Here is a 21,385-nt window from a genome sequence, read left to right as displayed (position 1 = left end):
CCATGCTGCCCCACCCCACTCTCGCCATGGCCGCCGGGCTGCGCCGACTGCCGCAGTGGAAAGGCGAACTGCGCGGAGGCCTGACGGCCGGCGTGCTGACCCTGATCACCTCGGTCTCGTACGCGGCCGTGGCCGGGGCCCCGCTGGGCCCCGACATGGCAGCGGCAGCCGTGCTGTCTGGGCTGCTGGCGGCCACCGTCGGTGGAGCGGTCGCCGGCGTGCTCGGCTCGGTGCCGGTGCAGGTGTTCTCGCCGCGCGCGTCGGTGGCGGTCGTGATCGCCACCGCGGCCACCACCTTGAACACGCAGGTGGGCGCCTTGCCCAACCCGTCCTTGAGCACCACGGTCGCCGCCCTGACCGCCTGTCTGCTGTTGGCAGCCCTGCTGCAGGTGGCCTTCAGCGTGCTCCGGCTCGGCGCCCTGATCCGCTTGATCCCCCATGCCGTGACGGCCGGGCTCACGATCGCGATCGCGGTCAAGCTGGCCTGGTCACAAGGGCCGCACCTGTTCGCGTTGGGCGCCGGCGACGGCCTGGCCCGGCATGCGCCGCTGGCGACCGGGCTCGCGGGCATCGCCGCGATCGCCGTCGCGTATGCGACCGGGCGGGGGCGCAACGCCATCATCCTCGGCGTCTGCGCCGGCCTGGCCGCCACCGGGCTGCTGCAGGCCGCCGGGCTGGACACCGGCCGCCACCTGCCGTCGGTCGACTGGCAGGTGGGGTCGCTGCTGTCCCCCGCGACGCTGGCGGCGCAACTCGGCGCCGGCACCACCGCGGCGCTGCAGCACATGCTGCCCAACCTGGTGGCGTTCGCCTTCCTGATCGCGCTAATGAATTCGATGGAAACGCTGACCTCGGCGCTGGCCCTCGAACAGCTCGGCACACAACGTTTCGATCCCAACCGTGCGCTGCTGGCCGGTGGGCTCGGGTCGCTCGCCTCGGTGTGCATCGGCGGACTGCCGGTGGCCGGCAGTGCGTCGGCCGCCGCGGTGCAGGCCGGCGGGCGCACCCGGGCCTGCCCGTTGATCGGCGCCGCCGTGGTGGCCCTGCTCTCGCTGGGCTTCAGCCGCTGGATCGACAGCGTGCCGCTGGCGGTGGTGGCAGCGGTGCTGCTCGGCGTGGCCTTCGACATGGCGCTCGCGCCGGCGCGCGAGTTGTCGCAGCAATGGCGGCAACGCGGCGCCGACGGCAAGCGCAACCCGGGCGAGTTGCCGGTGGCCGTGCTGGTCGGTGTGCTGCTGTTGTGGGCCGACATGCTGACGGCCTTGACCGGCGGTGTGCTGCTGGCGACCGCGCTGGCCTTTTTCCACATGCGCGACAGCCTGGTGCGGCGCCAGTACGACGCCAATGCGGCCGAGATGCCGACCCAGCTGCGTTCGCTGATCGGGCCGGCGGCGGGCCGCCACATCCAGGTGATCGAACTCGGTCAGCCCTTGTTCTTCGCAACCGTCGAGACCGCGGTCCGCGTGATCGAGCGGATGGCCCGCTCGACGCGCTTTGCCATCATCGACCTGAGCCGGGTGGCGGTGCTCGACGCCACCGCGGCACGCACGCTGTCGCGTGCCTGTTGTGCGCTCAACCAGTCGGGCCAGCAACTGCTGGTGGTCCGCACCGCCTACAGCGCGGGCTTCGATGCGGCGCTGCGGCCGTGCCCGGTGTTCGACACGGTCGACCAGGCGCTGCACTATTGCGCCTCGCGCAGCGTGCCCGAGATCGCGGTCGTGCCCTCGCATGGGCAGGACGACGACGACCGCTGCTCCGACCAGGGCCCCGACACCGTGGTGTGCGAAGACTGGACCGGCTGGGTCGGTGGTGTCCCCGAGCCCGCACCGATCACCCCTCGGCCGGTGGCAGCGCCGCTGCCGCCGCCCCCGGCAGCAGCACCGGCGCGCCCAGCCTCAGCCGGCCTGGTGGTCGAGCCTCGCGTGCTCCAGGCACTGGAGCAATGCCTGCTGCACCTTGTGGGCCCCCTGGGATCGGTGATGCTGCGCCGCGCGATGCGGGGCGCCCGCACGCCGGGCGCCTTGTGCCGCGCGATCGCAGTCGAGATTGCCGACCCGGTGCTGCGCGAACGTTTCGTGACCGAAGCCGAGCTGCTGTTCAACGGCGTGCCGGCGACCCCGCCCGCCGCGCCCCAACTGCCGCAGCGGGCGGTGCTGAACGTCGAGCTGGTCGACGAAGCCGAGCGGGAGCTGACCGCGCAGCTGGGGCCGATCGCCAAGGTGCTGGTGCGCCGCTCGCAGCGCCATGCGCGCAACCAGCGCCATTTCTATCAACTGCTGTCACGCCAGCTGGACAACCCGGCGCTGCAACGGCGTTTCCTGGCGCGTGCCGGCTTCGCCGTCGGCGACTCCGGAGTGCCCCTCCCATGAACCGCTCGCAACCCGGCGACGACGACGGCAAGCCCGGCGACGCGAACGCGGAGCGGCCGTCGCCCGCGGCGCGCATCGCCTTCCACGACATGCTGGCGCGGCTCGACCAACAACTCGACCAAGGGCTGGCGGGCCTGCCGCCCACCCCCGGGTCCGGGACCAGGACGGCCGGGCCCGCCTCGCGCGACAAGGTGCCGGCCGGTGCGCCGGACGAGGTTCAGGGAGGGGTGCCCGCCCAGCCGACCGGCGGCAGCCGCGGTGGGCCTGCGACTGAGCGGGTCCGCACCACTGCGACGTCGGCTGCCGCGCGGCCGACCGCGACGAAACCGCCCCGCGGTCCCGCAACGTCCGCTCCCCCCACCATCGGCGGGGCGGCAGCGGTGGACCGGCTGCTGCACGGCCTCGGGCAGCGACCGGTCGCGGCGGCCCTGTTGGCCGCCGCCGCGGTGGCGGTGCCGGTCGCAGCTCAGTTCCTGAGCGGCAAGCCATCACGACCCCTCGCCGCAGCGGCGCCCGCGCTCATCGAGGCCGACACGCCGCCCGCGCCCCGTCCCCGTGCTGCCGAGCCGGCAGCGGCCGCATCCGTTCCCACGCCGACGCCCCCGACCGTGACGCCGGAGCCAGCCGTCGCCGCGGCGCAAGACCCGGCGCCGCCGGCGACGACGACGGCCGCATCGGCACCCGTCGCGGCGGCTGCCTCGGCGCCCAGCCCGCCGCCGGCCCGTGCCCCGGGCTGCGCAGCTGCCGCCGATGCCCTCGGTTTGTGTTCTGCCCTCTCCCCTTGATTTGCCCAGGAGCTCCCCATCATGATCAAGTCCGCTTTGATGACCCTCGTCCTCGGCGTGTGCACCACGCTCGCGGCGCACGCCGCGCCCGACCGCCTGGTGGCCGGCCCCGAGCGCGGCACCTACGTCCAGGTGGCGCGCGACCTGTCCAAGCTGGTGGCCAAGCCGGCCGGCATCGACCTGGATGTCGCGCCGTCCAAGGGCTCCACCGAGAACGTGCGGCGCCTGCGCGCCGAGCAGGGCGTGCGCCTGGCGATGGTGCAGTCCGACGTCTACCAGGCCTTCGTCAACGAGGCCAAGGCGGGCGATGCGGACGCCGCCCAGCTGATCAAGCCGCTGCGCGTGGTGTTGCCGCTCTATGACGAGGAGATCTATTTCGTCACCCGCGCCGACTCGCCGCTGACCTACATCCACGAGATCAAGGACAAGCGCATCAACCTCGGCCCGGTCGGCAGTGGCACCGCGCTGACCGCCACCACGCTGTACCGGCTGATGTTCGGTACGCCGATCGCCGACAGGAACATGTCGTTCCTGTCGAACGAGGAGGCCTTGCTGAAGCTGGCGACCGATCGTTCGATCGACGTGGCCGTCGTCGTCGCCGGCCAGCCGGCCAAACTGTTCGCCGACATGAAGCAGGAGGCGCGGCAGTACGTGAAGCTGCTGAAGCTCGACCCGCAAGCGAGCGAAAGCCAGGCCGCCACCTCGATCTACAACCACTCGGCGATCCGCTCGGCCAGCTACCCGAACTGGCTGCAGGACGACGTCGCCACGCTGAGCACCAAGGCGCTGCTCGTCACGTACAACTATCGGACACCGGACCTGCAACAGCTGCTGACCCGCTTCGCGCTGTCGATGTGCCGCAACTTCGACCAGCTGCGCGCCGAGGGCCACGCCAAGTGGCAGGAGGTCAGCCTGACGCTGCCCCCGCTCGGCGCCGGGTGGAGCTACTACGGCCCCACCGAGCGCATCCTCGGCAATTGCTCGGCCTTGCAAAGCAGCCCCAAGCTGGACGGGGCGCCGGCCCGCACGGCAGCATCGTGTCCGCAAGACAAGGTGGTGCTGGGGCTGTGCCGGCGCTGACGCTCGACGCTTCGATGGCACCCGGCCTTTGGGAAAACGGTGGCGATCAGATCGACGGCCGTGATAGACAGGGGATGCTGAGCCGCGGGGCCACCGGTTGATGGCGGGGACATCTTGCCGACATCGATGCCGAGGCCTACGCGGTTTTCACCGGGCAGAACGGCGCAGGCCGCGCCAGCAGGGCTGGCGCGGCCTGCGCACCGATGAAACCCCCACGGCATCTCGGTTGCTGGCAATGGAGCACCAGTGTTCAGCAGGACGCGACACCCCTGCGTAACCCAAAACGAGGTGACCATGGCTCCATCCCACTCTCCCAAACTGCGCCAAGTTCCCAGCGAGCAGCAAGACAGCACGCCGGCCTCCGGCCCGATGGTACGTGCCATCGACGTCGGCTTCGGACTGGTGAAATTCAGCCTCCCGGCCGAGGGCGGCATCACCTTCTCGTCGTTCCCGTCGATGGCCATCCCGGCCGATGCGAGCGCCGTGCGCACCCTCAGCACCCGCCGGCGCGACACCTTCGACGTGCCCGTCAACGGCGCGCAGTACGAAGTGGGCCGGGACGTGGGCCTGGCCCAGGCCGGCGGCAGCTTCGGCCGCGACGTGACGGACGAGTTCTACAAGGGTGCGATCTACGAAGCCCTCACCAAGGGCGCGCTGCGCTACATGGCCGAAGCGGGCGACAGCGCCATCGACGTGCTGGTGCTGGGCCTGCCGGTGAACCAGTACAACGACGCCAAGCGCCGGGATTACCTGCGCCAGACCTATGAACGCGCGGTCGAGGTCGGAGACGGCAAGACGATCGAGGTGCGCCGCGTGATCGTGCAGGCCCAGCCGATGGGCGGATATGCCGCGGTGGAAGAACACCTGGAGGAGCTGAACCAGGTGATCCGCGAGACCGGCGGCGCGCTGCAGCCACTGGCGTCGGTGGACGAACTCGACGAACTGGCGGTGCTGGTGGTCGATCCCGGTGAGCACACGCTGGACTGGCTGCTGATCCAGCAAGGCAGCATCAACCCGCGCGCCAGCGGCGCGGCCTCCGACGCCGGCCGCCACCGCGTGGTGCGGGCGGTGCAGGAGTCGCTCGCGACCGACATCGGCCGCCCGCTCGGCCCGGCGGTGGCGCCGCGCATCAACGAGGCGCTGCGCCAGAAGCAGCCGGTCAAGCTGACCGGCGTGGCCCACGACCTGAGCAAGTACGAACCGCAGATCATGAGCGTGATCGAGGACTCGCTGAACCGGATGATCGACGGCCTGCGCGACGCGCACGAGATCATCGATCTGATCGTGCTGGTCGGCGGCCACCCGTCGCGCTACCGCGACGTGCTCAGCCGGCGCTTCCCCTCGATCCCGGTGTTCGTGATGCCGGAGTCGATGGCGGCCAACGTGCGCGGCTTCCAGATGATCGGCGAGGCGCTGGCGGAGAACGGATGAGCCGCGCAGCCGGCGGGAGCAGGTGATGGCGGTCATCCGTCTGCAGGTGGAGATCGACAGCGACGTCTACCCCGAGCTGTACGCCGGGCTGGCCGCCATTGCGCGCTCGTCCACCCAGGAGGAGCGGCTGCGCCAGTTGGCAGCGTCGGGCCTGGTTTGGGAAGCGGTGCGGATGCGTGGCCCGGCTGTGGTGACTGCACCGGGCGCAGCGGTGCCCGTGAAGAAAGGATCGAGCCGCCCCGCGCAAGGCCTCGCAGCCCCCGAGCCGGAGGTGAGGGCAGCGACGGCACCGGCCGGTGTCACCAGGAGCCGGACCCCGGCCCCAGAACTGCCGGGCGCCTCCGGCCGCCGCCGGGCCGTGCCGCCGGCGCCCGAGGCACTCGACCTGGTGCTTGACGACGTCACCGCGCCCGCCACCGTCCCCCACCTGCGGCCGCCCGGCCCGCAGGGCGTGCCGGTGTTGCTCGACGTCGTGGACGAAACGACAGCAGGAGGGCCGGCCGCGGCGCCCGACGGTGGAGCGAAGGCGGCGCCCGAGCCGCCCCGCGCGGCGGACGATGCAGCGGCCGACCCTTACCCACCGCCGCTGGACACCGGCATCCAGCAGCGGCCCGCGCCACGTTCCGCCCGGCTGAAGCGGATGGCGGACCGGGGACTGTTCAAGAACGGCTGACGGCGGCAGCCCGTCAGCGCGGCGTCCGGGGACGGCGTGTCGGGGCGGCGCAGGGCGATCTACCGCCTGTCCAACGGCTGGCGGCGGGCACAGCGTTTGCGATATTTAGAAGTAGCGACGCACTTCGCTGCACCCCCTCGACACGCCACAGGGAACTTTGATAGGTTTTTTGAATCGCACTCTTCGTTGCAATTCTGACCGACACCCTTAGCACTCTCTTTACCGGAGTGCTAACATTTCGCGGAACAAAAGGAGGTTCTGGGATGTCTATGGCTTCTATGAACGCCTCGACTGCACACAACGCACTCGCCATCCGCGACCCGTGGGCCCTGGTGCCCTCACTGGGCAACCTGGATGCCTACATCTCCGCGGTCAACCGGCTGCCGATGCTGACGGCCGAAGAAGAGCAGACCTACGCGCGCCGCTTCCGGGAGCACAACGACCTGCAAGCGGCCGGAAAGCTGGTGCTGTCGCACCTGCGCCTGGTGGTGTCGGTGTCGCGCCAGTATCTCGGCTACGGCCTGCCGCACGGCGACCTGATCCAGGAAGGCAACGTGGGCCTGATGAAGGCCGTCAAGCGTTTCGACCCGGGCCAGGGCGTGCGCCTCGTCAGCTACGCGCTGCACTGGATCAAGGCCGAGATCCACGAATACATCCTGAAGAACTGGCGCATGGTCAAGGTCGCGACGACCAAGGCGCAGCGCAAGCTGTTCTTCAACCTGCGCTCGATGAAGCAAAACCTCAAAGACGGCGCCGCCGACGCTGAGGTGCACCGCAGCACCTTGACCGACCGCGAAGTCGACGCCGTGGCGCGCGAGCTGAACGTCAAGCGCGAAGAGGTGATGGAGATGGAAACGCGGCTGTCCGGCGGCGACGTGGCGCTGGAGCCGAGCGTCGACGACGGTGAGGAAAGCTACGCGCCGATCGCCTACCTGGCCGACGAATCGAGCGAGCCGACCCGGGTGATGGAGACGCAGCGCCGCGACGTGCTCGCGACCGACGGCATCACCAGCGCCTTGAACGCGCTGGACGATCGCAGCCGCCGCATCGTCGAGGAGCGCTGGCTGAAGGTCAACGACGACGGCTCGGGCGGCATGACGCTGCACGAGCTGGCATCGGAATACGGCGTCAGCGCCGAGCGCATCCGCCAGATCGAAGTGGCGGCGATGAAGAAGATGCGCAAGTCGCTGGGCGAGTACGCGTCCTGACACTGCGCGCGCTGCGCCGCTGCCGCAAGCCGCCTTCGGGCGGCTTTCTTTTTGTTGGGTGTCGTGGCGGGGAACCCGCCGCTGGGGCGACAGGCGAGCGACAGCCGGTGGCGGCTCGACGGCGCGCCTCGAATGCCCGAGCGCGCGGCGCGGCGCGCTCAGGCCGTCGGCGCTTGCAGCAGCTGCTTCATGTCCGCCGCCAGCGCCGCCGGCCCGCCACCATGGCGGGCGAACAAGCGGATGCGGCCGGCGGTGTCGAACACATACACACCGGCGGTGTGGTCCATCGTGTAGCTGTCGGCGGCCTTGCCCGGTACCTTGGCGAAGAAGACCTTGAACTCCTTGGCCACCGCTGCCGTCTGCTCGGGTGTGCCGCGCAGCGCCAGGAAACTGGGGTCGAAGCCGCTCATGTAGGCCTTGAGCAGTTCGGGCGTGTCGCGCTCGGGGTCCACCGTGATGAACAAACCCTGCAGCTTGTCGCCGTCGGCGCCCAGCGCCTTCTTGACTTCGGCCAGCTCAGCCATCGAGGTCGGGCAGACGTCGGGGCACTGGGTGTAGCCGAAGAAGATCGCGACCAGCTTGCCCTTGAAATCGGCCATCCGACGGGGTTGCCCGTGGTGGTCGGTGAGCGTGAAATCGCGGGCGTATTCGGCGCCGCTGATGTCGATGTTGTTGAACTTCGCCGCATCGGCTGCCGGCCCGCCTGCGCCGCCGCTGCCCCCACGGTCACAGCCCACCACCAGCGGCAGCACGGCGGCGGTGCCCAGCACCAGGAGCGAGCGGCGCCGCAGGTTGTCGGGATGCATCGTCATCAGAGCCATTGCCTCGTGTAGTGGTCCACCAGCAGCGCTGCGAACAGCAGCGCCAGGTGCAGGATGGAAAAGCGGAACGTGCGGCGTGCCAGCGCATCGGAATAGCGGCGCCACAAGCGCCAGGCGTAGGCGATGAACCAGCCGCCCAGCACGACGGCGCTGGCGAGATAGAACCAGCCGCTCATGCCGTAGATGAAGGGCAGCAGCGTGGCGGCGAACAACACCAGCGTGTAGAGCAGCACATTGAGCCGGGTGAACTCGGCACCGTGGGTCACCGGGAGCATCGGCAGGCCGGCCTGGCGGTAGTCCTCGGCGCGGTAGAGCGCCAGCGCCCAGAAATGCGGCGGGGTCCACAGGAAGATGATCAGGCACATCATCAGGGCCTCGGGTCCGACCTCGCCGCGCAACGCGGCCCAGCCGAGCACCGGGGGCATCGCGCCCGACGCGCCGCCGATGACGATGTTCTGCGGGGTCATCGGCTTCAGCACCACCGTGTAGATCACGGCGTAGCCGACGAAGGTGGCGAAGGTCAGCCACATCGTCAGCGAATTCACCCAGAGGTAGAGCAAGGCCATGCCGAGACCACACAGCACCGCCGAGAACAGCAGGGTTTGGGTGTTGGTGAGCTCGCCCTTGGCCGTGGGCCGCCAGGCGGTACGCTGCATCTTGGCGTCGATGTGTTGCTCGACCAGGCAATTGAAGGCCGCGGCCGCACTGGCGACCAGCCAGATGCCGAGGGTCGCGGCGATGGCGGGCTGCCATGCGGGCAGGCCGGGCACCGCCAGCAACATGCCGATCACCGCGCAGAACACGATGAGCTTCACGACACGCGGCTTGGTCAGCGCATAGAACTGCGCCACCCGCGACGGCGGGGAGTGGGAAGGACTGGCGATCGAAGCAGGCATGGCAGTCGTCACGATGGCATGGATTCTAGGACCCGGGCGGGCACCGTCGTCGCGGAACGTCCGCGCGGGCTCCGGGCCAGGTGGGAACGGGCCAGCACGACGGTGAGCACACCGACCAGCGCGGCGGCGCCCGCGGTGTGCGAAACCGCCGCCAGCAGCGGCCAGCCCAGCACGACGTTGCTGACCCCGGTGATGGCCTGCCACAGCGCAGCGCCGACGAGCAGCGCCGCCAGGCGGCGCGCCTCGGCCTCGCGCGACAGCCGCCACGCCAGCAGGCACAGTGCCACCAACACGGCGTAGGCGACCAGGCGGTGGGTGTAGTGGATGGCGGTGAGCGCCGCGAAGGGTAGATAGCCGCCCTGCTTGCCGGCCCCCAGCTCGCGGACGACGGCAAAGCCGTGCTCGAAGTCCATTGGCGGCCACCAGCTGCCCTGGCAGGTCGGGAAGTCGGCGCAGGCGAGCACCGCATAGTTGGTGCTGACCCAGCCGCCCAGCGCGATCTGCAGCCACACCAGCGCGAACACGGCCCACACCGCGCGGTGCAGTGCCCCGGGCAGCTGTAGCGGCTGCCCGCGGTAGATCTGCGCCTGGGCCGCCAGCAAGGCGAGCAGGACCAGCCCGCCCAGCAGATGCGCGGTGACGATGGCCGGGTAGAGCTTCCAGGTGACGGTCAGTGCGCCAAAGGCCCCTTGCACACAGACCCAGACGAAGGTTGCGGTGGCCCACCAGGGCGACAGCGATTGCCGCTGCCGCTCGCGCCAGCTGACGATCGCGAGCACGGTGATCAGCACGCCCACGCCGGTGGCGAGGTAGCGGTGCACCATCTCGATCCAGGCCTTGCGGTGGGTGACCGGGCCGGTGGGCATCTGGGCCTCCGCGGCGCTGATGTGCGCTTGCGCCCCGAATGGGCTGGCCTCGCCGTAGCAGCCCGGCCAGTCGGGGCAGCCCAGGCCCGAGTCGGTCAAGCGGGTGAAGGCGCCGAACAACACCAGGTCGAAGGTGAGGAACAACGTCAACAGCGTCAGCGCCGCGAGCCGCTGGCCGGCCCGGGTGCCGCGGTGGCGCAGCCACACCCAGGCCAGCGGGCCGAGCGCCAGCACGATGCCCAGCAAGGCCATGCGCAGCACGGGCGACAGGTTGTAAAGCGGCTGAGTCTCCATCGCCTCGGCCCTCAGCGCCCGGCCTGGTCCCAGCTCTGCGACGCGCGCAGCAGCTTGGTCAGGTCGCGCTTGATCTTCGCGGGGTCGGCCTCGGCGGGGAAGCGCATCATCCAATTGCCCATCGGGTCGACCAGATAGAGGTGGTCTTCGAGGGCATGACCCGGGGCCGGCGCCAGCCAGCCGGTCAGCGCATCGCGCCCGACCCGCAGCACCTGCGCGCCTTCGATGCCCCGCAACAGTTCGGGCCGCACCGCCGCCTGGTCGGTCACGAACCACAGCTTGTCGAGCCGGTCGCGGTCGCGTCCCAGCGTCTCGCGCAGTTGGCGCTGCAGGTAGAGGCGGCGTTCGCAGCCGGCGTCGCAACCCGCGGGCGCGACCACCACCAGCAGCCACTGGTGCTTCAGCGTTTGAGCGTCCACGGGGGCGCCATCGAGCGTGCGCAAGGCCAGCGCCGGCAGCGTGCGCTGCGGTTCGATCAGCTCGCCGTAGTTGATGCGGCCCTGTGGCCGGATCACGTAATAGGTGAAGTAGGACGCGATGACGGGCGCCGCGCACACCAGCAGCACCAGCAGCATCTTGATGCGGCCGGTGCGGGTGCGCCGGGCGTCGTCATCGAGTCGCGGCGTCGGCACGCTGTGCACGGTGAAGCTCACCGGCTCCGCGGCCAGGCGCTCAGCGGACGCGGCGGAGACGGGGACGGAGGAGTTGGAACCAGACATACAGACCTGCCATCAGCGCACACAGGGCGAACCACTGGAACGCATAACCATAGTGCTTGTGAACGTCCACGGCGGGACGGGGCCAGTCGCGCAGCAGCCCGTCGTCGGGCACGGTGCCGTTTGCGGCGGATGCCGCCTGGACGAGGGAGATCGGCCACAGCGGCACGCCGATTTCTTGTTGGAATGCGCGCAAGTCGAGATTCTGCCGAATGGCGCCGCCACCGACCGCCGAAAACTCATATAGCTTGGCAGGGGGCGGGGCGATGTGGCCTCGCACTTCCACCTCGCCGGGCGGCGTCGGCACCGCCGGCAAGCGCGTGCGGTCCACCAGGTCACGCGCCACCCAGCCGCGTTGCACCAGCACCGCATCGGGGCGCCCGCTCAGCCGCAGCGGCGTGACCACATAGAAGCCGGGGCGTCCGCCCATCTGCCGGTTGTCGAGGAACACGGTACGGTCGGCCAACCAGTGCCCCCGGGCGACGGCTGGGCGGTAATGTTCCACCCCGTCGGCCAGTTCGCCGGGCTGCCGGTCGTTCAACCCCAGCGGGCCGAGGTGCGCCTGGCGCTCGTGCGCCGCCTTCAGCGCCTCTTTCTGGGCCGCGCGGTCGAGCTGCCAGCGGCCGAGCGAGGCCGTGACCGCCATGCCGACCAGCGTGGCGCCCAGCACGACCCAGGCCCGCCATGGGCGCGGTGATGTCATCACTTCAGCCACACGCCGGCACGCCGGGGGTGGCGTGGATAATGAGCGCCATGAAAATCCTGATCGGCATTGCCTTCCTGTTCATCATCGGCAGCCTCGTCTCGGCCCTGGTGTTCATGATGCGCGATGGCCGCGACGGCAAGCCCAAGACCAACAACATGGTGCGAGCGCTAGCGCTGCGGGTCGGATTCTCCATCGTGCTGTTCGTCTGCATCCTGATCAGCTACAAGATGGGGTGGATACAGCCGACGGGGCTGCCGGTGATCCGGTGACGACAGGCCGGCGGCGCTGATTGCGCACATCGAAACAAAAACGCCGCGTCGAGCGGCGTTTTTGTTTTGGAGAGACGGTGGTGGTGGTGGTGATGGTGGTGATGCGGCAGGGCCGGCGCGCGCAGACGCGGCCCCCGCATCAGTCCCGTCAGATCCAGTAGACCACGACGTACAGGCCCAGCCACACCACGTCGACGAAGTGCCAGTACCAGGCGGCGCCCTCGAAGCCGAAGTGACGCTCCGGCGTGAAATGGCCCTTCATCAGCCGCAGCGTGATGAACAGCAGCATCAGCATGCCGACGAACACGTGGAAGCCGTGGAAGCCGGTGAGCATGAAGAAGGTCGAGCCGAAGATCCCCGAGCTGAGCTTCAGGTTCAGGTCCTGATAGGCGTGCGCGTACTCGTAACCCTGGAAGCCGAGGAACACGATGCCCAACAGCACCGTGAACCACATGAAGAAGATGGCGCGGCCGCGGTGGTTTTCGCGCAGCGCATGGTGGGCGGCGGTCAGCGTGACGCCCGAGGTGAGCAGCAGGGCCGTGTTGATGGTGGGGATGGGCCACGGGCCGATGGTCTGGAAGGGCTCGACGATGCCGGCCGGCGAGGCGGTCACGCCGGGCATCTGGGTGGGCCACAGGGCCTTGAAGTCGGGCCACAGGATCTGGTGCTCGATGTCGCCCAGGGACGGCAGCGTGAAGGTGCGAGCCCAGAACAACGCGCCGAAGAAGGCGCCGAAGAACATCACCTCCGAAAAGATGAACCAGGCCATGCTCCAGCGGTAGGACACGTCGATGCGGTCGCTGTAGAGGCCGCCCTCGCTCTCCCGGATGGAGTCGCGGAACCATTGGAACAAGATGGTGGCCCACCACAGCAGGCCGAACAGCAGGGCGTAGGCGCCCCACTGCTGCCCGTTGACCCACTGGCCTGCGCCGAGGATCACGAAGAACAGGCCGAAAGCGGCCATGGCCGGGTGCCGGGAAGGCCCGGGCACGAAGTAGTGAGGCGCCGTGGTGCCGTGATGCGTCGCTGCCGACATGTTTTCTCCTATGAACCTGACTCTGCTGTCCTGATTGCTGTTGTTGTCCGAAGCGGGCCTGCCCTGCCGTTCACTCGTTCGCTGTGGTCGCTCATCCGGCCGCCACGCCGCTGCCGATCACCCAGCGCACCAGCAGCACCAGGGCGATCACGAACAGCGCTGCGGCCACCAGCCCGGCGACGATCACATGGACCGGATTGAGCTGACCGAGGTCTTTTTCATGCTCCGACGACTTGCGCACCCCGAAGAACGACCACGCCACCGCCCGCATCGACTGCCAGAAACTGCCCTTGCGCCGCACCGCAGCGCGCAGGTCACCTTCGGGACGTCGCGGCTCGTTCATACCGCTGGCTCCACCGCCTGGCGCACCGTCGACGCGTGGCCGCCCGGCGCCGGCGGCACCTTGCCGCCCACCTCGAAGAAGGTGTAGGACAAGGTGATGGTGGTGACGTCCTTGGGCAGCTTGGGGTCGATCACGAAGACCACCGGCCACTGTTTCGACTCACCCGGCTTTAGCAGGTATTCGTTGAAGCAGAAGCACTCCAGCTTGTTGAAGTGCGCCATCGCTTGCTTGGGCGCGTAGCTCGGGATGGCCTGGGCCGCCATGGCCCGGTTCTGCACGTTCTTGAACTCGTACATCACCGTGGTCATCTGGCCCGGGTGCACCGTCAGCGAGCGCACCGCGGGCTTGAAGTCCCACGGGCCACGCACGTTGGTGTCGAACTCGACCGTGATGCTGCGCGAGACGTCGACCTGCGTGTTGGGCGAGGCCTTGTGCGACATGCCGGGCAGCAAACGCTCGCTGAGCGAAAGCACGTTGATGCCCAGCGCGTCGCAGATCGCCTTGTACATCGGCACCAGCGCATAACCGAAGCCGAACATCAGCGCCGTGACCACCACCAGCTTGCCGACCATGCGCCGGTTGTCGCGGCGCATGCGTGCCTGGCGGGACGAGGGGGTGGACGAGTTCATCCGCTGGAGCGCCCTGCTTGATGCTGCTGCTGGCTCAACCGCCGAAATAGACCATCCGCACGATGAACCCGATGAAGAAGGCCGCCACGATGGTCGCCAGGATCAGCGCCAGTCGCAGGTTCTGCTTCTTCTGTTGCTCGGGTGTCATCGTGTCACTCCGCCGCCTTGTGCAGGTTGAGCTGCTTGCCCAGGTTGATCACCTTGGTGGCGCTGGCATTGAGCTGCGGCGGCGTTTCGAAGGTGTGGAACGGCGCTGGCGACGGCACTTCCCACTCCAGCCCCTCGGCGCCTTCCCACGGCTGGGTCGGGGCCTTCTGGCCCTTGCCGGCCATCGCAGGCAGCACCACGAAGACGAAGAAGTACACCTGCATCAGACCGAAGCCGAAGGCGCCCACCGTCGCCAGCGCGTTGAAGTCAGCGAACTGCATCGGGTAGTCGGCATAACGACGCGGCATGCCGGCCAGACCCAGGAAGTGCATCGGGAAGAAGGTGATGTTAAAGGTGATCAGCGAGCCCCAGAAATGGATCTTGCCGCGCGTCTCGGAATACATCACGCCGGTCCACTTGGGCGCCCAGTAGTAGAAGCCGGCAAACAGCGCATAGAGCGAGCCCGCCACCAGCACGTAGTGGAAGTGCGCCACCACGTAGTAGGTGTCCTGCAGCTGGATGTCGATCGGCGCGACCGACAGGATCAGCCCGGTGAAGCCACCCATCGTGAACACGAAGATGAAGCCCACCGCGAACAGCATCGGGGTTTCGAAGGTCATCGATCCGCGCCACATCGTCGCGATCCAGTTGAAGATCTTCACGCCGGTGGGCACCGCGATCAGCATCGTGGCGTACATGAAGAACAGCTGGCCCGTCACCGGCATGCCGGTGGCGAACATATGGTGCGCCCAGACGATGAACGACAGGATCGCGATCGAGCCGGTCGCATACACCATCGAGGTGTAGCCGAACAGACGCTTGCGCGCGAAGGCCGGCACGATGTGGCTGATGATGCCGAAGGCCGGCAGGATCATGATGTAGACCTCGGGGTGCCCGAAGAACCAGAAGATGTGCTGGTACATGATCGGGTCGCCGCCGCCGGCCGGGTTGAAGAAGCTGGTCTCGAAATGGCGGTCGGTCAGCGTCATCGTGATGGCGCCGGCGAGCACCGGCATCACCGCGATCAGCAGGTAGGCGGTGATCAGCCAGGTCCAGCAGAACATCGGCATCTTCATCAGCGTCATCCCGGGGGCGCGCATGTTGAGGATGGTCACGATGATGTTGATCGAGCCCATGATCGAGCTGGCGCCGAGGATGTGCATCGCGAAGATGCCGGCGTCCATCGACGGGCCCATCTGCAGCGTCAGTGGCGCATACAGCGTCCAGCCGGCAGCCGGTGCGCCGCCGGGCATGAAGAACGACGCCACCAGCATGATCGCCGCCGGAATCATCAGCCAGAAGCTGAAGTTGTTCATGCGCGCGAACGCCATGTCGGACGCGCCGATCTGCAGCGGGATCATCCAGTTCGCGAAGCCGACGAAGGCCGGCATGATCGCGCCGAACACCATGATCAGACCGTGCATGGTCGTGAACTGGTTGAACAGCTCGGGGTTGACGATCTGCAGGCCGGGCTGGAACAGCTCAGCGCGGATCAGCAACGCCAGGATGCCGCCCACCATCAGCATCGTGAAGCTGAACAGCAGGTAGAGGGTGCCGATGTCTTTGTGGTTGGTGGCGAACACCCACCGGCGCCAGCCGTGCGGATGGTCGTGTGCGTGATCGTGGCCATGGTCGCCCGCAGCGTGACCGTGGGGATCGAGAACTGCACTCATGTAAGTTCTTCCTTTCGAATACTGCTTGCGCGTCTTGTCTGCGAGGTGTCAGTCGCGCAGCGTCACTGGCGGGCGGCCACGATCTCGGACGGCTGCACCAGCTGTCCGGTCTTGTTGGTCCACGCGTTCTTGGTGTAGGTCACCACGGCGGCGATTTCGGTGTCGGACAGCTGCTTCCAGGCAGGCATCGCACCGTTGGCAGCGCCGTTCAACACGATATGGATCTGCTTGGACTTGTCGGCGTCCTGCACCACGGGCGAGCCGGCCAGGGCCTTGATCGGGCCGGCGCCGGTACCGTCGGCCTTGTGGCAGGCCGCGCAGTTGGCGTTGTAGACCTTCTCGCCGCGGGCCACCAGGTCGGGCAGCGTCCAGACCTTGGCCGGGTCGTCCTGCTTGGCGGCCATTTCCTTCTTCTTGGTGTCGACCCAGGCGGCGTACTCCTGGTCGGTGACCACCTTGACGTGGATGGGCATGTAGGCGTGCTCCTTGCCGCACAGCTCGGCGCACTGGCCGTAGTAATCGCCCACCTTGTCGGCACGGAACCAGGTGTCGCGCACGAAGCCGGGGATCGCGTCCTGCTTGACGCCGAAGGCCGGGATCATCCAGGCGTGGATGACGTCGTTGGCGGTGGTCACGATGCGGATCTTCTTGTTGACCGGCACCACCACCGGGTTGTCGACCTTCAGCAGGTAGTCGTCGCCGACCGGCTTGCCGGCGTCCGAAGCCTCGCGCTGCGCGCCGTCGAGGGTGGCCAGGAAGGAAATGCCTTCGCCTTCACCCTTGAGGTAGTCGTAGCCCCATTTCCACTGGTAGCCGGTGGCCTTGATGGTCACGTCGGCGTTGGTGGTGTCTTTCATCGCCACCACGGCCTTGGTGGCGGGCAGCGCCATCAGGATCACGATGACGAAGGGCACGATGGTCCAGGCGATTTCGACCTTCACGCTCTCGTGGAAGTTGGCCGACTTGGCGCCCTTGGACTTGCGGTGCTTCAGCACCGAATAGAACATCACGCCGAACACCACGATGAAGATGGCGCCGCAGATCCACAGCATCATGTAGTGCAGGAACTGCTGCTCCTCGGCGATCCGCGTGACCGGCGGATGCATGTCCAACTGACGCACGGCCGGACCGCCGGGCAGATCGCTGACCGCCATCGCGCACGTCGTGGCCAGTGCCGCGCCCACACCGAGGCTCGCCTGCCCCACTTTGTGCCAAAGAGCTTTCATGGTCTTCATCGTGGTCACTTCAGTTTCAAACTCTCGATCACCATCGCCGTACCGGCGTCCGAGCCCCGTCATGCCAGGGCCCTGCCGCACAACGCGGTGCGCAATTCTTCAGCCAGGTTCCGCCGCAACTCGGGCCGCAGATGCCGACCCACTTCGACCTGCCGCCCCTGCCCTGACAGCAAGACCAGCGCGTCGTCGCCCCGCTGCGGCTCGACCCGCACCCACGCCTGCTGGAACTCGACGCAGACCTCGCGGCTGCCATCGTGGCGCTCCACCCGCAGGCGGCCGTCCTGCAGCGCGATCCGTTCGCTGTCGCCGGCATGGCGCGCATAGGCCAGCAGCGCCGCCCCGAGCCCGATCAACTCGACCCAGGCAAAAGGCATCACCCACCTGGCGCCCAATGCCCAGAAGCACGAAGCAATGACGAGGGACAGCACACACAGCGAGGCGTACACGAGCCCCAACTGCGCCGGCGAGAGCGAGCAGTTGCGCTTGAGCACCCACTCCACGCCCCAGGCGTCACCGCGACACACCACTTTGCCCAGCCGTCGCGGGCGGGGCAGGGACATGGGGGGAGCGGCGATCGCCATGGTTGCTACTGGATCCTGTCACCGGGACCGAGGCCGAGGCCTTGCCAGTTGCGCCGCAACTTGTCAGTTGCTCTACACCTGCACACGGCCTCGACCTTGTTGCGCTCCAGCCCGTCGCGCCGTGCTGCCGACCCGCCCGCCCGCTCGGGACGCTCCATCGCCGTAGCGCCCTCGGGCGTTGCCGCCCGCCGGGAGCCGTCGATCGCGACGGATCTGCAGGGCGACGCGGTGTTGCGCGCGGTGCAGGCCGACTCGACCGACAAATCCGACCATGTAAGCGCCCGAAAGGCGCGCCGGGAGGGCTGCCGCCGCCACGGCCGCGGAACCTACCCAACCAAACCCACGGATTTTAGCTCAGCGCAAAGAACGGTCACAACCGAAGTGATCCAGATCAACCCGGCGTCGCGGCAAGGGGCTACAACGGCCGGCCGCCGCGACGCACGGGCACCGGCGCGACACCGAGCCCGACGATCAGTCGCGGGCCTTGCCGCTGCGCACCATGCTGCGCATGTCGGCCAGCGAGACCCGCGTTTCTTCACCGACCTTGGCGCGCGGCGGGGCCTTGAAGGCGTGGCCATAGATGATTTCGAAACGCATCGCGGGGCGCTCTTCTGACCCGGCCTGCAAGGCCCGCAGCAGTTCGGCCTTCCAGGCCGGCGTGCGCAAGCCGGGATAACGTGCCGGGTGGGCGTTGCGCCCGAGGGTGCGCAACTCGCCGAGCATCGCCGCCGGCGACTCCCAGCTGAGCGTCAGGTACTCCATGTCCATCACCGGATCGGCAAAGCCGGCGTGTACCAGCATGTCGCCCAGGTCGTGCATGTCGGTGAAGGCGGTATTGGGCGGGCCCCAGCCGCGCTCGGCATACAGCGCGCGCAGTTCGCGCAAAGTGTCCGGGCCGAAGCACGAGAACATCAGGAAGCCGTCCGCGCCGAGTGCCCGCTGCCAGCGCTGCATCTGTTCGACCGGGTCCACGGCCCAGTGCAACATCATGTTGGCCCACAGCAGGTCGGCTGGCCGGGCCGGGTCGAGGCCTGCCTCGTCGACCACGGCAGCCGCTGCGCCGCTCCAACGTGCCAGCGACCACCATGGCGCACGACGCGCTTGCGACAGCGATGCGGCACGGGCGGCGGTCGGCTCGACGGCGACGATGCTGGCCTGCGGATATTGCGCGCGCAGCAACTCGATCGAGGCGCCCTGACCGCTCCACCAGTCGAGCACCTGCTGCGGCTGTTTGCGGACGATGGCGAGGCGGTCGGCCATGCGCCGCGCCACCTCGCCGTGCAGCCACGCCGGGCTGGACGGCGCGATGCGGTGCCAGGCCGAGACGGCCGCAGCGTCGATCGCGAGGGGGGCTGGGGCAGACGGGGCAGGCATGTCGAGCAGTATATAAACCGGCCATGCCCGCTTGCCTGCCCCACGCCCTGCGCCGCTGGCTCGACCGCTGGCCGACCTCGTGCGCCGTCTGCCGCAGCTGGCAGACCGAGCGCATCTGCACCGCATGCATTGCACGCTATGGGCAGCCGCGGCCGCGCTGCTGCCGCTGTGCAGTGCAGGTGCCGGACGCGGGCCTGCTCTGCGGCGCCTGCCTGAAGGCACCGCCGCCCTACGCCCACACGGTCACGGCGTTCGAGCATCGCTACCCCTGGCAACACCTGGTGGCGGCCCTCAAGTTCGACGCGGCCCTCGACCTCGTCGCCCCGCTCGGGCTGCGACTGCTGGACGCGTTGCAGAGGCCGGCTGCGGCGCCGCGCCCGACGGCCGACCTCATCGTGCCGACCCCGCTGTCACAGCAGCGGCTGAGGCAGCGCGGCTACAACCAGGCGTGGGAGGTGGCGCGCTGGCTGGCCCCCAGGCTCGGCGTGCCGGCGCGGCCCGACCTGCTGCTGCGCCGGCGCGACACGGCGTCCCAGTTGCTGCTGTCGCCGTCCGAACGCACCGCCAACGTCAGGCGCGCGTTCCACGTTGGCTCGCACGGGCGAGCCAGGCTGCACGGCCGCCACGTGGCCCTGGTCGACGACGTGATGACGACCGGCGCCACGGCACGCGAGATGGCACACACCCTGCTCGAGGCTGGCGCAGCGGGCGTGCAGGTGTGGGTGCTGAGCCGCACGCCGCTCGACCATAATCGCGACGCATGTTCCGCATCGTCCTGGTCGAACCCGAAATCCCCCCCAACACCGGCAACGTGATCCGGCTGGCGGCCAACACCGGCTGCGAGCTGCACCTGATCGAGCCGCTCGGGTTCTCGATGGAGGACCGGCTGATGCGCCGCGCCGGGCTCGACTACCACGAGTACGCATCGGTGCAGCGGCACGCCGACTGGCAGCGTTTTTTGCAAACCCAAGCGCCCGATCCGGCGCGGATCTTCGCCTTCACGACCCGCGGCAGCCGGCCGTTCGCCGAGGTGGCGTGGCAGCCCGGCGACTGGCTGGTGTTCGGCTCGGAAACGCGCGGCCTGGCGAGCGAGCTGCGCGACAGCTTCCCGGCGCCGCAGCGGGTGCGCCTGCCGATGCGCGCCGGTCAGCGCAGCCTGAACTTGTCCAACACGGTCGCGGTGGCGGTGTTCGAGGCCTGGCGCCAGAACGGCTACGCCGGCGGCGCCTGAGAGGCCGTACGGCCCTTCACTCGGGCTGCACGCCCGCGGCCTTGATCACCTTGCCCCAGCGGTCGCGCTCGGCCTTCATCAGCGTCACGAGCGCCTCGGGCGCAGTGCCCACGGCACTGAAGTAGTGGCCGAGGATCTTGCTGCGCACCTCGTTGCTCTTGACGATGCGCACCAGCTCGGCGCTGACCCGCTGGAGGATCGCCGGCGGCGTACCGGCCGGCGCCAGCACCGCCTGCCACGACACCGCTTCGAAGCCGGCATAACCTTGCTCGACGAAGGTGGGCATTTCCGGCAGCGCACTGCTGCGTCCGAGCGTGGTCACGCCCAGCGCCTTCAGTTTGCCGGCGCGCACCTGCCCCATCGCGATGCCCGGCACCATGAACGCAGCCTGCACTTCGCCGGACAGCATCGCATTGACGATCTGCGGAAAGCCCTGGAACGGCACATGGCGCAGGTCGATGCCGGCGCGCGCCTTGAACGATTCCATCGCCAGATGCGAGGCGCTGCCATTGCCGACCGATCCATAGTTCAGTGCGCCGCGGCGCTCCTTGGCCAGGCGCACGAAGTCCGCCAGCGTCGCACTGCCCAGCTCGGGCGTCACCACCAGCACATTCGGGCTGGTGGCCACCAGGCTGACCGGCGCGAGCTGGGTGTAGGGGTCGTAAGGCAGCCGCGGGTTCAGCAAGGGCGCCGTGACGAGCGGGCCCTGGATGGTGAACAACAGCGTGTAGCCGTCGGGTGTCGCCCTGGCCACCGCGCCGGTGCCAAGGTTGCCGCCGGCACCGGCGCGGTTGTCGACCAGCACTGGCTGGCCGAGTGCAGCGGCCAGAGGTTCCGCGATCAGCCGCGCGATCAGGTCGGGAGAGCTGCCGGGCGGAAACGGCACCACCAGCTTGATCGGCCGGGCGGGCCACGCCTGCGCTGCAGCCGGGCCGCACAGGGGCAAGCCAGCGCCGACGGCAGCGGCGCCCTTCAGGATCTCGCGACGTTTCATGATGATCGTGGTACTGCTACGATGGCCG

At 68.8% G+C, this 21,385-nt stretch carries 23 protein-coding genes; 9 read left to right on the top strand and 14 right to left on the bottom strand.

The features are described from left to right. The first annotated feature begins 2 nt into the window (after positions 1–2). The 6 genes from AAW51_RS05550 to rpoH all read left to right on the top strand — a co-directional run bounded on the left by AAW51_RS05550 (position 3) and on the right by rpoH (position 7,546). On the top strand, positions 3–2,369 hold the full coding sequence (locus tag AAW51_RS05550) for a SulP family inorganic anion transporter (RefSeq protein WP_157359625.1): 2,367 nt from the start codon (positions 3–5) through the stop codon (positions 2,367–2,369). Then, on the top strand, positions 2,366–3,154 hold the full coding sequence (locus tag AAW51_RS05545; protein ID WP_047193807.1) for a hypothetical protein: 789 nt from the start codon (positions 2,366–2,368) through the stop codon (positions 3,152–3,154). The genes AAW51_RS05550 and AAW51_RS05545 overlap by 4 nt, the downstream gene beginning before the upstream one ends. A 21-nt stretch (positions 3,155–3,175) precedes the next feature. Next, positions 3,176–4,234, top strand: a complete 1,059-nt coding sequence (locus AAW51_RS05540; RefSeq protein ID WP_047193806.1) for a TAXI family TRAP transporter solute-binding subunit — start codon at positions 3,176–3,178, stop codon at positions 4,232–4,234. A gap of 294 nt (positions 4,235–4,528) precedes the next feature. Then, a complete protein-coding gene (locus AAW51_RS05535) occupies positions 4,529–5,665 on the top strand; it encodes a ParM/StbA family protein (protein ID WP_157359624.1) in 1,137 nt (378 codons plus the stop codon). A gap of 25 nt (positions 5,666–5,690) precedes the next feature. Continuing rightward, positions 5,691–6,338 carry a hypothetical protein gene (locus AAW51_RS05530; RefSeq protein WP_047193804.1) on the top strand — a complete coding sequence of 216 codons (648 nt, stop codon included), beginning with the start codon at positions 5,691–5,693 and terminating at the stop codon, positions 6,336–6,338. Positions 6,339–6,607: 269 nt separating this feature from the next. Then, complete coding sequence (rpoH, locus tag AAW51_RS05525) at positions 6,608–7,546, top strand: RNA polymerase sigma factor RpoH (RefSeq protein ID WP_047193803.1); 939 nt, start codon at positions 6,608–6,610, stop codon at positions 7,544–7,546. Between the two features lie 158 nt (positions 7,547–7,704). On the opposite strand, the gene AAW51_RS05520 is transcribed toward rpoH, so the two are convergent. From AAW51_RS05520 to AAW51_RS05500, 5 genes are read right to left on the bottom strand one after another with little or no spacing between them, the layout of a single operon-like run. Continuing rightward, positions 7,705–8,367, bottom strand: a complete 663-nt coding sequence (locus tag AAW51_RS05520; protein ID WP_417903597.1) for an SCO family protein — start codon at positions 8,365–8,367, stop codon at positions 7,705–7,707. Next, a complete protein-coding gene (gene cyoE, locus AAW51_RS05515) occupies positions 8,358–9,263 on the bottom strand; it encodes a heme o synthase (protein ID WP_047193802.1) in 906 nt (301 codons plus the stop codon). The genes AAW51_RS05520 and cyoE overlap by 10 nt, the downstream gene beginning before the upstream one ends. A gap of 8 nt (positions 9,264–9,271) precedes the next feature. Beyond that, positions 9,272–10,423 carry a COX15/CtaA family protein gene (locus tag AAW51_RS05510; RefSeq protein ID WP_047193801.1) on the bottom strand — a complete coding sequence of 384 codons (1,152 nt, stop codon included), beginning with the start codon at positions 10,421–10,423 and terminating at the stop codon, positions 9,272–9,274. Between the two features lie 11 nt (positions 10,424–10,434). Then, entirely contained in the window at positions 10,435–11,142 is a 708-nt protein-coding gene (locus AAW51_RS05505) for an SCO family protein (protein WP_169787984.1), read from the bottom strand. After that, positions 11,096–11,842: an SURF1 family protein gene (locus tag AAW51_RS05500; RefSeq protein WP_047193800.1), complete on the bottom strand. Its 747-nt coding sequence runs from the start codon at positions 11,840–11,842 to the stop codon at positions 11,096–11,098. Before AAW51_RS05500 ends, AAW51_RS05505 begins: the two co-directional genes overlap by 47 nt. Before the next feature lie 50 nt (positions 11,843–11,892). Here AAW51_RS05500 and AAW51_RS05495 point away from each other — a divergent pair, with 50 nt between their 5' ends. Continuing rightward, positions 11,893–12,114, top strand: a complete 222-nt coding sequence (locus AAW51_RS05495; protein WP_047193799.1) for a twin transmembrane helix small protein — start codon at positions 11,893–11,895, stop codon at positions 12,112–12,114. A gap of 148 nt (positions 12,115–12,262) precedes the next feature. Here the strand turns inward: AAW51_RS05495 and AAW51_RS05490 are convergent, their stop codons facing one another. The 8 genes from AAW51_RS05490 to AAW51_RS05460 form a co-directional block, all read right to left on the bottom strand. After that, positions 12,263–13,150: a cytochrome c oxidase subunit 3 gene (locus AAW51_RS05490; RefSeq protein WP_047193798.1), complete on the bottom strand. Its 888-nt coding sequence runs from the start codon at positions 13,148–13,150 to the stop codon at positions 12,263–12,265. 91 nt (positions 13,151–13,241) lie between these two features. Beyond that, positions 13,242–13,493: a DUF2970 domain-containing protein gene (locus tag AAW51_RS05485; RefSeq protein WP_047193797.1), complete on the bottom strand. Its 252-nt coding sequence runs from the start codon at positions 13,491–13,493 to the stop codon at positions 13,242–13,244. Further along, positions 13,490–14,122 carry a cytochrome c oxidase assembly protein gene (locus AAW51_RS05480; RefSeq protein ID WP_238947768.1) on the bottom strand — a complete coding sequence of 211 codons (633 nt, stop codon included), beginning with the start codon at positions 14,120–14,122 and terminating at the stop codon, positions 13,490–13,492. Before AAW51_RS05480 ends, AAW51_RS05485 begins: the two co-directional genes overlap by 4 nt. Before the next feature lie 34 nt (positions 14,123–14,156). Beyond that, positions 14,157–14,270: a cytochrome oxidase small assembly protein gene (locus tag AAW51_RS30625; protein WP_238947767.1), complete on the bottom strand. Its 114-nt coding sequence runs from the start codon at positions 14,268–14,270 to the stop codon at positions 14,157–14,159. Positions 14,271–14,274: 4 nt separating this feature from the next. Beyond that, a complete protein-coding gene (gene ctaD / locus AAW51_RS05475; RefSeq protein ID WP_047193795.1) occupies positions 14,275–15,942 on the bottom strand; it encodes a cytochrome c oxidase subunit I in 1,668 nt (555 codons plus the stop codon). A gap of 62 nt (positions 15,943–16,004) precedes the next feature. Then, positions 16,005–17,168, bottom strand: a complete 1,164-nt coding sequence (coxB, locus tag AAW51_RS05470; protein WP_047197449.1) for a cytochrome c oxidase subunit II — start codon at positions 17,166–17,168, stop codon at positions 16,005–16,007. Positions 17,169–17,236: 68 nt separating this feature from the next. Then, the gene (locus AAW51_RS05465; RefSeq protein ID WP_047193794.1) at positions 17,237–17,737 is read right to left on the bottom strand and encodes a DUF2244 domain-containing protein; all 501 of its coding nucleotides are present in this window, start codon (positions 17,735–17,737) and stop codon (positions 17,237–17,239) included. A gap of 492 nt (positions 17,738–18,229) precedes the next feature. Then, positions 18,230–19,132, bottom strand: coding sequence for a methyltransferase domain-containing protein (locus AAW51_RS05460; protein WP_047193793.1), 903 nt, complete (start codon positions 19,130–19,132; stop codon positions 18,230–18,232). Positions 19,133–19,155: 23 nt separating this feature from the next. On the opposite strand from AAW51_RS05460, the gene AAW51_RS05455 reads away from it, so the two are divergent. Together AAW51_RS05455 and trmL are read left to right on the top strand one after the other, a co-directional pair. Next, the gene (locus AAW51_RS05455; protein ID WP_238947766.1) at positions 19,156–19,947 is read left to right on the top strand and encodes a ComF family protein; all 792 of its coding nucleotides are present in this window, start codon (positions 19,156–19,158) and stop codon (positions 19,945–19,947) included. Continuing rightward, positions 19,893–20,363: a tRNA (uridine(34)/cytosine(34)/5-carboxymethylaminomethyluridine(34)-2'-O)-methyltransferase TrmL gene (trmL, locus tag AAW51_RS05450; protein WP_047193792.1), complete on the top strand. Its 471-nt coding sequence runs from the start codon at positions 19,893–19,895 to the stop codon at positions 20,361–20,363. The genes AAW51_RS05455 and trmL overlap by 55 nt, the downstream gene beginning before the upstream one ends. Before the next feature lie 16 nt (positions 20,364–20,379). Here the strand turns inward: trmL and AAW51_RS05445 are convergent, their stop codons facing one another. Then, positions 20,380–21,360, bottom strand: a complete 981-nt coding sequence (locus AAW51_RS05445; protein ID WP_417903614.1) for a Bug family tripartite tricarboxylate transporter substrate binding protein — start codon at positions 21,358–21,360, stop codon at positions 20,380–20,382. Between the last annotated feature and the right edge of the window lie 25 nt (positions 21,361–21,385).

Source organism: Caldimonas brevitalea (genome assembly GCF_001017435.1).
Lineage (GTDB): Bacteria > Pseudomonadota > Gammaproteobacteria > Burkholderiales > Burkholderiaceae_C > Caldimonas > Caldimonas brevitalea.
The sequence above is the reverse complement of the archived record's forward strand: the minus strand, read 5'-3'. Positions and strand labels throughout refer to the sequence as shown.